A 10,016-nucleotide genomic window follows, 5' to 3' on the forward strand; every position below is an offset into this window, starting at 1 on the left:
CACTGGGCACCCGGGCCTCTTGCTTCCACGCGGGGGGGGGTGGGGGGGCCCCCCCACACCCCGGGGGCCCGCGGCGCGCACGCCGCGGGCCCCGTCACCGGTGGCGGTCTCAGAGCTCCTTGCGGAACGCCTCGGCCGTCGCCAGGAAGATGTCGTTGCCGGCCGCCTCGCCGATCGAGACGCGCACGCCCTCGCCCGGGAAGGGGCGGACGACCACGCCGGCGGCCGCGCAGGCGGCGGCGAAGTCGGCCGTCCGCCCGCCGAGCCGCAGCCAGACGAAGTTGGCCTGCGAGTCGACGACCGTCCAGCCCTGCTCGCGCAGCCCGGCCAGCACCCGGCTCCGCTCGGCCACCAGCGACTCGACCCGCTCCAGCAGCGCGTCCTCGGCGCGCAGCGAGGCGACCGCGGCGTCCTGGGCGAGCTGGCTGACCGCGAACGGGACCGCGGTCTTGCGCAGCGCGGTCGCGACCGGCTCGTGCGCGACCGCGAAGCCGACCCGCAGCCCCGCCAGCCCGTAGGCCTTGGAGAAGGTGCGCAGCACGCAGACGTTCGGGCGGTCGCGGTAGAGGTCGATGCCGTTGGGCACCTCGGCGTCGCGGATGAACTCGATGTACGCCTCGTCGACCACGACCAGGACGTCGGACGGCACCGCGTCCAGGAAGCGCTCCAGCTCGGCGCGGCGGATCACCGCGCCGGTGGGGTTGTTCGGGTTGCAGACGAAGATCAGCCGGGTGCGCTCGGTGACCGCCGCGAGCATGGCGTCGAGGTCGTGCTCCTCGTGCTCGGTCAGCGGCACCGGGACGGGGGTGGCGCCGGCCACCTGGGTGATGATCGGGTAGGCCTCGAAGGAGCGCCAGGCGAAGATCACCTCGTCGCCGGGGCCGGCGGTGGAGAGCACCAGCGACTGGGCGACGCCGACCGAGCCGCAGCCGGTGGCGATGTGCTCGGCCGGGACGCCGAAGCGGGCCGCCAGCTCCTCGGTGAGGCCGGTCACCGCCATGTCCGGGTAGCGGTTGAAGGAGCCGGCCGCCGCGACGGCCGCGTCCAGCACGCCGGGCAGCGGCGGGTACGGGTTCTCGTTCGAGGACAGCTTGTAGGAGTCGGCGCCGGCCGGCTTGCCAGGCTTGTAGGTGGGGATGCCGTCCAGGGTCGGCCTCAGCCGGGGGCCCTGCGCTGCCGTACCGCTCACGGTCGTTCTCCGTTCTGTGTTCTCTGGGTCTGCCGGATCCGGCCGCGCCCGGGATCGCCGTCGCGCGCCGTCCCCTCCGCCCGCCCCGCGCCACCCCTGACGGGTGCCCCGAACGATACCGACGGCGCTCACCCGTGCGGGTGAGTTGCCCGTTCGGGTTACGGGTGCAGATCAGCCATTCTGCCGTGTTCCGACGGCACATGTCAGAGGTAAGACGCCCGGATTGCCGTAGATATCGAAGGGTCCGGCCCGCTCCCGGTCTTGGAGAAACGTATCTTCAGACCGGTGGCCTGGGGCCGTCACCGACCGGCGCCCTGCGCCATACGATCGGTCCGCGATGACAGCAGCAGCCAACCAGAGCGGTCGGCGACCCACCTCGCGGCGTCTGGAGCGAGCCGGCATCCGGGACGTGGCGGCAGCCGCCGGAGTGTCGATCACCACGGTCTCGGACGCCCTGAACGGCAAGGGCCGCCTGCCCGACGAGACCAGAAGCCGGGTGCGCGAGGTCGCCGAGCGCCTCGGCTACCGACCGTCCGCCGCGGCACGGACCTTGCGCACCGGCCGCTCGGGCCTGATCGGCCTGACGGTCACCACCTACGGCGAGGAGCCCTTCACCTTCACCGAGTTCGCGTACTTCGCCGAGATGGCGCGCGCGGCCACCAGCGCGGCGCTCAGCCGCGGCTACGCGCTGGTGGTGCTGCCCGCCTCGTCCCGGCACGACGTGTGGAGCAACATCGCCCTCGACGGCACGGTGGTGATCGACCCGCCCGACCAGGACCCGCTGGTCGGCGAGCTCTACCGGTCCGGCGTCCCGGTGGTCAGCGACGGCAAGCCCGGCAACTGCCCGGTCACCGCCTGGGTCGACAACGACCACGAGGCCGCCGTCCTCGACATCCTGGACCACCTGTCGGAGGCCGGCGCGCGCCGGATCGGCCTGCTCACCGGGACGTCCACCGACACCTACACCCGGCTCTCCACCGAGGCCTACCTCGGCTGGTGCCACCGCGTCGGCCAGGAGCCGGTGTACGAGGCGTACCCGGCGCACGACCCGGCCGCCGGGTCGGTCGCCGCCGACCGGCTGCTGGCCCGGCCGGACCGCCCCGACGCGGTGTACGGCCTGTTCGACCCCAACGGCACCGACCTGCTGGCCGCCGCCCGCCGGTACGGCCTGCGCGTCCCCGACGACCTGCTGCTGGTCTGCTGCAGCGAGAGCGACGTGTACGCCGGGACCGAGCCGCCGATCACCACCCTCTCGCTCAAGCCCCGCCGGATCGGCACCACCGTGGTCAACCTGCTGATCGACGCCATCGAGGGAGTCGACCCCGGCACCGGCGCGGACGCCTCCCGGCTCTTCCCGCCCCGTTTCCGGACGGCCGGCACGGGCCCGCCGCCCGGCACCCTGATGCCCACCGAACTGATCGTCCGGGCCTCCTCGCAGCGCCGCCGCGGCCCCCGGACCACGGTCAGCCCGCCCCGGCCGCCGGGCGAGGAGCACTCCCGTCCGGCCGCCCCGAGAGGTAAGGTCTAGACCATGATGCAGCGGGGTGGAGCGGGCCGCCCGGCCCCCTCCGGTGACGCTCCGAAGGATTGGATGCCGACCAGGTGAGGACGCCGGGAGAGTGGTCTTCCTATGATGGTCGAATGACACCCGAGGACCGCTTCCCCGGGCCTGAACTGCCCCACTCAGGCCCCCGCCACCACCAGGACCTCGACGTGCTCCCGTACGGCTCCTACTACGAGCCCGCCGAGCCCCCCGCGGGCTACGGCTACGACGAGACCTACAGCGGCTACGGCGGCGCCCACTACCTCGAGCAGCACTGGCCGGCGGCCGGCCACCCCGCGGCGGCGGCCGAGCACCCCGCGGAGCACGGCCCGGCGGAGGCCGCCCACCACGAGGACCCGCCGACCATCGAGCTGGGCCCCCCGCTCCCGGCCGCCGAGCAGCAGGTGCACTTCCCGTACCCGCAGCCCGAGCCCGGCGAGGCGCCCGGCCCGCTCTACGTCATCGGCGACGTGCACGGCTACCTCGACGAGCTGCGCACCGCCCTCCAGCAGCACGCCCTGATCGACGCCGACGGCCACTGGTCGGCCGGCCGCTCCCGGGTCTGGTTCCTCGGCGACTTCACCGACCGCGGCCCCGACGGCATCGGCGTCATCGACCTCGTGATGCAGCTCGCCGCGGAGGCCGCCGCGGCCGGCGGCTACTGCCGCGCCCTGATGGGCAATCACGAACTGCTCTTCCTCGGCGCCGCCCGGTACGGCGACGAGCCCGTCCAGTCCACCGCCGGCACCGCCTCCTTCCTGGCCGCGTGGCGGCTCAACGGCGGCCAGCAGCACGACCTCGACCGCCTGGAGCCGCACCACATCAGCTGGCTCTCCCGGCTGCCCGCGATGGCCCTGGAGGACGGCCACCTGCTGCTGCACTCCGACACCACCGCGTACCTGGAGTACGGCGAGACCATCGCCGACGTGAACGACGCCGTCCACGACGTGCTCGCCGACGAGGGCGCCGACGAGTGGTGGGACTGCTTCCGCCGGTTCACCAAGCGGTTCGCCTTCCGCGGCGACAGCGGCCCGGCCGCCGTCCACGAGCTGCTCGGCGCGTACGGCGGCTACCGCGTCGTGCACGGCCACAGCCCGATCCCGTACCTCACCGGCGCCGTGCACGCCGACGACGGCGCTCCCCCGCACGTCCCCGGCCCGTACATCTACGCCGACGAGCTCGCCATCGCCATGGACGGCGGCGTCACCATGGAAGGACGCCTGCTGATCGCCCGGCTGCCCGTCAACTGAACCCCGTGCCGGCCCTCCTGACCGCACCCCCGGCAGACCTGACCGAGGCCTGCCCGCGGCCTGAGGGCACTGAAAATCCGGAAACGGACTGTCAGCGCCTCCGTGCTCGCCCCTACCATCGAGGCACCACGCGACCGCCCGCCCGCCACCGGGCCGCCGCGACACCAGTCCAGCTCCGTGAACCAGCGGAACGGGGTCCCCATGACCGACGCCCCGCACCTGCTCGCCGAGGACCGCCCGGACTACGAGCGCGTCCTCGACGAAGCACTGCGCGACGCAACCATCCTCGACGCACTGCGTGCGCCCGAACCCCATCTCAACGCGGAACAGCTGCGCACCAAGGCGATGCTCGCCGCCGGGGACGTGGCGGCCGCCGCCGCGCCCGAGTACCGGCACTACGTCGGACTGCGCGACGACCTCCGGCATCCCGCCGCCGAACGGGCCGCCGCCGGCCAGCCGGGCGGGCTCGGCGGCGAGCTCTCCGGGCGGCTGCGCGCCGACGACGGCGCGGGGCTGTTCCCCGTACTGACCGTGCTCGCCCCGATCCTCTCCTGGTCGGCTGCCGCGCTGCTGCTGCTCATCGGGTACCTCCTGCGCGCCGTCCGCCCCGCGCTGCCGCTCGGACGCAGCGTGGTCACCGCGGGCTGGGCGGCCATCGCGGTGGGCATCGCCGCCATGGCCGTCGGCATCGTCGGCCTGCTGCTCACCGCGCTGCGCGACGGGGCCGCCCGGCCGGCCGGAGAGGACCCGCACCTCGCCGACGACGTCGAGGAGGCCCGGCTCGCCTGGCACGCCGCCCTCCGCGACCGGGCCCTGCTGCCGTACCTGCACCGCAACCTCGACACCGATCCGGCGCTCTCACCGCAGCCGGCCGGGCGGCCGATCCCGCCGCAGATGCTCAGTCCCGGCTACACCCCGCCCGGCTACAGCAGCGCCGGATTCACCAGCCCCGGCGTGGAGGGCATCACCGACCGCGAGGGACGGGAGCCGCGCACTGCGGAGTTCACCAGCCCCGGGTACACCCCGCCCGGGTTCACCGGGCCCGACGAGGTCTGAGGCCCGCGCCGGAGGTCCTGGTGGCCCGCCCGCCAGGTGCCGGGCGCCCGAAGGCTCCTGACGGATCGTCCGTCACTCCCGCGCCCCCGTCTCACCCGGACGGACGAAACCTGCCGCCCGATCGGCCCAACCGGCCACCGCCCGGCGCGGCGGCCGCTCCATCATCCGGGCATGAGAACGCTCCTGCGGGCGGCCGCGGTGGCCGGTCCCGCCCTGCTGATCGCCGCCGCCGCGCTGCCGGCCGACAGCACCGGCGGCACCGCACCGGACCGCTGCACGGCCCTCGCCGTCGCCGGCCACCGGGGCTCCCCGCGCAGCGCGCCGGAGAACACCATGGACTCCTTCGAGGCCGCGCTGCGCGAGGGCGCGGACTGGCTGGAGACCGACGTCCGGACCACCCGGGACGGCGTCCCGGTACTGATGCACGACGCCACCGTCGACCGGGTCACCGACGGCCGCGGCGCGGTCGCCGACCTCACCTCCGCACAGATCGCCGCGCTGCGGGTCACCGCCGGCCCGGGCGCGCCCCGGCCCGTCCCCACCCTGGACGCCCTGCTGCGGCGGATCGCCGGCACCGACGTCCGGCTGCTGATGGAGATCAAGGAGCAGCGCGGGCCGGCGGACGACGCGCGGATCGCCCGGGCGGCCGCCGCCTCCGGCGCCCGCGTGGTGCTCTACTCCTTCTACGCGGCCGATCTGCGCGCCGCCCACGCCGCCGCACCCGACCTCCCGCTGGTGCTGATCCAGGGCGCCGGCACCGCGCAGGACCCGGGCGACCTCCCGCTGGCCGGCATCGCCCTGGACAGCACCACCGCGACCCCGGCGCGGGTCGCCGCCGAGCACTCGGCCGGCCGGGCGGTCTACGTGTGGACCCTCGACGATCCGGCGGCGTGGCGGACGGCGGCCGACAGCAGCGCCGACGCCCTGATCACCGACCTCCCGGCCGGGGCCCGCCGCTGGTCGGACCGGAACTGCCCCACCGCCCGCGTCAGAGCAGCCACAGCCCCTTGACCAGGGTGACGAGACCGCCGCCGAGGGCCAGCAGCAGGACGATCCGCCGCGCCCGGACGTCCGACACCCGGCCGGCCAGCACCGCCCCGGCGGCCGCACCCACGGCGATCGCCGCCGCGACCAGCAGCCAGGCCTGCCCGGGCAGCCGCGGCAGGCCCTTCGCGGAGATCGAGAAGACGTTCACCAGCAGGCCGTAGAACTGGGCGCTCGGCACGAACTCGCGGGCCGTCCACCCCGCGTTCGCGGCGTACAGCGAGACCGCGGGACCGCCGACCCCGGCGGAGGAGTTCATGAAGCCGCTGGCCGCACCGGCCGCGAGCGCCCCGCCCGCGCCGCGCAGCGCGGGCAGCCGGGCCCCGCGCATCACCAGCAGCACTGCGACGGTCACCAGCGCCCCGGTGCCGGCCAGCAGCTCCGGCTCCGGCAGCCGCGCGGCCACCCAGGCCCCCAGCGGGACGGTGCACGCGGCCGCCGCGACCAGCGGGAGCATCGCCGCCAGCCGTACCTGCCGCCAGCTGCCGACCAGGCCGACCGCGCTGATCGTGCCCGCTGCGACGTTCGCCAGCAGGACGCCCTGGCCCGCGCCCAGCAGCAGCACCAGGGCGGGCGCGGAGACCAGGGCGAATCCGATCCCGGCCAGCCGCTGCACCGAGGAGCCGACCAGCACCACACCGCCCAGCACGAGATCGGCCGCCAGGCCGCTCACGGCCGGCCGCCCGCTGCTCGCCCGGCAGCCCTCATCGGCGCCGGTCCCGGCCGGTGGTCATGGCCTCATCCCATCAGGCCGCGGGCCGATCGTCCACAAAGGCCCGGGCGGCAGCGGACCTTCGTCCCGGGGCGTCGGGCCGATCGACGGCTGCCGGGCACCCGCCCACCGGTCCACCATGGAACGCAGCGGGGGCCCGGGCGGCTGCCGCCGCCTCTCCCACCGGAGGTCGAGAGCATGCCGACGCCCCTGCTGGCCGACGTCACCCTGCCGCGGCGGGCCCGCTCCGTCGGCCAGGCCCGGCACGCGCTGACCGCGCTGGTGTCCGACCTCCGCACCGCCGACAACGCCGCACTGCTCATCTCCGAGGCGGTCGCCAACGCCGTCGAGCACAGCCGGGGGCCCAGCGTCCGCATCGTGATCCGCCACGACCACCACTCCGGCGAGGTCCTCTGCCAGGTACGGGACTCCTCCCCCGACCTCCCGGCCCCCCGGGACACCCCGGCCCCCGTGAACGACGAGAACGGCCGCGGCCTCCACCTCATCACCGCCCTCAGCGACGCCTGGGGCTTCGAGCGGGAGCCCGACGGCAAGCACCTCTGGTTCCGCCTGAGCCCGGGGCCGTACCCCGGCCCCGCCGCCGGCTGACCACCGGGCTCCGTCGGCGCGGCGGCCCGGGTGCTGACGGGCGCCGGTCACCACCCGCGCCCGCCCGGCGGACCGGCCGACGGGGCCGTGGTGTCCGCGGGCGCGAGACCGGCCAGCAGGTCCCGGATCCGGGCGTCGTCCCCCGTCCGCGCCGCCTCCGTGATCGCCGTGATCGCCTGCCGGACTCCGGCCGCGGCGTCCGGCCCGCCCGGCCGCGGGGGCGGGACGGCCGGCGCCACGGGAGTCAGTGCCCCGAGCGCCGCGGCCCGGACCGCCGCGGCCCTCCCGTGGGCCTGGGCCGGAACGCGTGGCCGCAGGGCGGCGGCCTCGGCCAGTGCGGCCGGGGACAGCGGACGCGATTCGCTGCCTCTCTGCTCCCGGCAGGGCCCGGTGCCGGCGGGCACCGGGCGCCCGGGCCGTTCCAGGGTGATGTCGGGACCGCGGCCGCAGACGACGAGTCCGGCGCCTCGCGGCGCGAGGAAGTGGCGGGCGATCACCGCTCCGCGCATCGTGCTGATCGACAGGCTCGTCTCGTCGAGGCGCCAGCGGACCTCCACCAGCGCGCCCACCAGGTCGAGCGGGACGGCGTAGTGGTTGCCGCGGAAGGCGACCAGATTGTGCCGGCCGACGGTGCGGGGGGCCCGGATCAGCGCCGGGAAGGGTGCCTCCGGCAGGACGCGCAGCCCGTCCGCGGCCCCGGTGCCGCCGCCCGGCCGTTCGGCCGTCCCGGTGCCGCGCCGCTGCATCGGCACGGCGTCCGTCCACTCGGCCAGCTGGTCGAGGCTGTCCTGCGCGGCCTGGAGGCGGGTGTGGCCGTGCACCGTGCGCCACCAGAAGCGGGTGATCAGGTCCGCGCCCTCGTGCACCGGACGGGCCCCCGCGCCCTGGTGGGCGCGGACCTCGACGGCGGCACCGTAGTACCTGGCCACCCGGGCGAACGCCGCGGTCGACCGGCCGGTGTCCGGGCACCGGACGGCCGCCACCGGGCCGAACAGCCACCGCCCGGCGGTGCCGCCCAGCTGTCGCAGCACCCGGTCGGTCGCCTCGACCAGCTGCGGGAACTCGCCGTTCTCGGCCAGCACGGCACGCCATCGGCCCGTGCGCGGGAGCGAGGCCATCAGAACGTGGGCCGGCCCCCGGCAGCCCCACGGGGCGGGCGGATCGGGGAGGCTCAGCCAGTCGAACCGCACATCCTCCGCCGTCGGCCCGGCCGCCTGCTCCCCACCCGCAGGGAGGGTCCCGCGACAGCGTTCGCAGGCCGGCCGCACCCGGTGCTTGCGCAGGGCCCGGGTGAAGGTCGAGTAGCCGCCCCGGTAGCCCAGTTCGACGATCTCGTCGAACAGCACGGTCGCCCTGAGGTGCGGCTCGTCGAGCAGTCGTCGGCGGCAGTACCGGAAGAACCGCAGGAAACCGTCATGTCCGGTCCTGCGCACACCAACGGTCCGCTCACCGGCGAGGTAGGACCGCACCGTCTTCCGGTCCCGGCCGAGGTGTCGGGCGATCGCCGAAACGGACCACCCCTGCCTGCGCAGTGCGCACGCGTCCCCGTATTCCCTTTCCGTCAGCACCGAGCCCCCTCACAGTCCGTCATTTCAGACGTGTCGACGCAAAGTTGATGACATTCGAAAGAAGCGGAAATGTAACACGCCGATCCGGCCGTCCACAGAGAATCCGGGCCGCTCTGCAACCGTGCGCCCCGGGTAATTTCACGAAGCGCGTCCGCGGGCCACGGAGCGGCCGGAACACCCGCATCCGGGGAGCCGCGGCAACGCCTGAAGGGCAGTGGCGCGCGCCACCCCTGGGAATCCCGCCGAGCATCCCGACCGGTGCGACAAGTCCGCCACGGCGCCCGACAAAGGCCCCGAGGAGAGCGACGGCCCGCGCCGGACACCCCCGCCCCGGGGATTTCACCGAGCACCGCCCGGGAGCAATATGGAATGGAACCCGATCGCCGCAGGCCCCTGGCGGGAGACATCTCGTTGATGGGGGCATGAGTTCAGCGCAGTCTCCATTGGTGCCGACACGCGCGCCGGACCGGGATCCGGTGTGCAGGCTCGGGAAGTGGTTCTTCGTCCCCGACCGGGCCAACGTGGCCGGCGACGTACGGGCCGGCTATCTGTACTGCAACGGCGAGCGGGTGGTCCTGCAGCACTGCTCGCGTCTGCTGGCCGACTTCGCGCGGACGATCCGCCGGCTCGAGTACGAGTTCTCCGTGCGATGCACCACCGAACAGAGACCGGCCGGCGGATGACCCTCTCGGGGGCGGACCGCGGGACGGGGCGTGCTGCCGGCACGCCGAGGAGCGAACGGAGCAGACCATGTACGAGCCGACCGGCGAGTTCTTCCCTTCGTACGGCACGACGGTGTACGGCACGGCGTCGTACGGGACCCCTGCCTACGGCACCGCCGTTCAGGAGGGGGCGGAGGAATGGCCCGCCACCGTGCCGTACGAGCAGCACGTCCGGCACGACCCGGGGGCGGCCACGGCCGGCACCGGAATCTCCTACCCGGCCCCCGAGATGCCCGGCCCGTGCCGGCACGAGGCGGCCTTCGTGCCGCACCCCCGGGTCGGCGGCGACGAGCCGGCCCCGTCCGGCCCCGACCGCCTCCGGC

At 75.2% G+C, this 10,016-nt stretch carries 9 protein-coding genes and 2 pseudogenes; 7 read left to right on the plus strand and 4 right to left on the minus strand.

The window, feature by feature from the left end; genetic code table 11:
• Positions 1 to 109: 109 nt before the first annotated feature.
• The gene (gene hisC, locus ACFV0G_RS11035) at positions 110 to 1,189 is read right to left on the minus strand and encodes a histidinol-phosphate transaminase (RefSeq protein WP_380545142.1); all 1,080 of its coding nucleotides are present in this window, start codon (positions 1,187 to 1,189) and stop codon (positions 110 to 112) included.
• Between the two features lie 337 nt (positions 1,190 to 1,526).
• On the opposite strand from hisC, the gene ACFV0G_RS11040 reads away from it, so the two are divergent.
• From ACFV0G_RS11040 to ACFV0G_RS11055, 4 genes are all read left to right on the plus strand, one after another.
• A complete protein-coding gene (locus ACFV0G_RS11040; protein ID WP_380545144.1) occupies positions 1,527 to 2,717 on the plus strand; it encodes a LacI family DNA-binding transcriptional regulator in 1,191 nt (396 codons plus the stop codon).
• 113 nt (positions 2,718 to 2,830) lie between these two features.
• Positions 2,831 to 3,982, plus strand: a complete 1,152-nt coding sequence (locus ACFV0G_RS11045; protein ID WP_380545146.1) for a metallophosphoesterase — start codon at positions 2,831 to 2,833, stop codon at positions 3,980 to 3,982.
• A 201-nt stretch (positions 3,983 to 4,183) separates the two neighbouring features.
• Positions 4,184 to 5,038 carry a hypothetical protein gene (locus ACFV0G_RS11050; protein WP_380545148.1) on the plus strand — a complete coding sequence of 285 codons (855 nt, stop codon included), beginning with the start codon at positions 4,184 to 4,186 and terminating at the stop codon, positions 5,036 to 5,038.
• A gap of 171 nt (positions 5,039 to 5,209) precedes the next feature.
• Positions 5,210 to 6,049, plus strand: a complete 840-nt coding sequence (locus ACFV0G_RS11055) for a glycerophosphodiester phosphodiesterase (protein WP_380545150.1) — start codon at positions 5,210 to 5,212, stop codon at positions 6,047 to 6,049.
• On the opposite strand, the gene ACFV0G_RS11060 is transcribed toward ACFV0G_RS11055, so the two are convergent.
• Complete coding sequence (locus ACFV0G_RS11060) at positions 6,027 to 6,746, minus strand: TSUP family transporter (RefSeq protein WP_380545156.1); 720 nt, start codon at positions 6,744 to 6,746, stop codon at positions 6,027 to 6,029. The genes ACFV0G_RS11055 and ACFV0G_RS11060 overlap by 23 nt on opposite strands.
• Before the next feature lie 246 nt (positions 6,747 to 6,992).
• On the opposite strand from ACFV0G_RS11060, the gene ACFV0G_RS11065 reads away from it, so the two are divergent.
• Positions 6,993 to 7,403 (plus strand): ATP-binding protein, encoded by a 411-nt coding sequence (locus tag ACFV0G_RS11065; RefSeq protein WP_380545152.1) that lies wholly within the window; start codon positions 6,993 to 6,995, stop codon positions 7,401 to 7,403.
• 47 nt (positions 7,404 to 7,450) lie between these two features.
• On the opposite strand, the gene ACFV0G_RS11070 is transcribed toward ACFV0G_RS11065, so the two are convergent.
• Positions 7,451 to 8,836, minus strand: coding sequence for an IS21 family transposase (locus ACFV0G_RS11070; RefSeq protein WP_380545159.1), 1,386 nt, complete (start codon positions 8,834 to 8,836; stop codon positions 7,451 to 7,453).
• 27 nt (positions 8,837 to 8,863) lie between these two features.
• A pseudogene (locus tag ACFV0G_RS11075) lies at positions 8,864 to 8,971 on the minus strand (helix-turn-helix domain-containing protein); the annotation flags it as partial.
• 446 nt (positions 8,972 to 9,417) lie between these two features.
• Between ACFV0G_RS11075 and ACFV0G_RS11080 the strand changes: the two are divergent.
• Positions 9,418 to 9,654, plus strand: coding sequence for a hypothetical protein (locus ACFV0G_RS11080; protein ID WP_380545154.1), 237 nt, complete (start codon positions 9,418 to 9,420; stop codon positions 9,652 to 9,654).
• Between the two features lie 67 nt (positions 9,655 to 9,721).
• Positions 9,722 to 10,016 (plus strand): annotated as a pseudogene (locus ACFV0G_RS11085) (hypothetical protein); the annotation flags it as partial.

The sequence above is a fragment of the Kitasatospora sp. NPDC059571 genome (assembly GCF_042735675.1).
Classification (GTDB): domain Bacteria; phylum Actinomycetota; class Actinomycetes; order Streptomycetales; family Streptomycetaceae; genus Kitasatospora.

Coding starts and splice junctions, on each gene's coding strand:
- ACFV0G_RS11045 (WP_380545146.1), top strand. CDS start 2,831: ATGACACCCGAGGACCGCTTCCCCGGGCCTGAACTGCCCCACTCAGGC.
- ACFV0G_RS11055 (WP_380545150.1), top strand. CDS start 5,210: ATGAGAACGCTCCTGCGGGCGGCCGCGGTGGCCGGTCCCGCCCTGCTG.
- ACFV0G_RS11065 (WP_380545152.1), top strand. CDS start 6,993: ATGCCGACGCCCCTGCTGGCCGACGTCACCCTGCCGCGGCGGGCCCGC.
- ACFV0G_RS11050 (WP_380545148.1), top strand. CDS start 4,184: ATGACCGACGCCCCGCACCTGCTCGCCGAGGACCGCCCGGACTACGAG.
- ACFV0G_RS11040 (WP_380545144.1), top strand. CDS start 1,527: ATGACAGCAGCAGCCAACCAGAGCGGTCGGCGACCCACCTCGCGGCGT.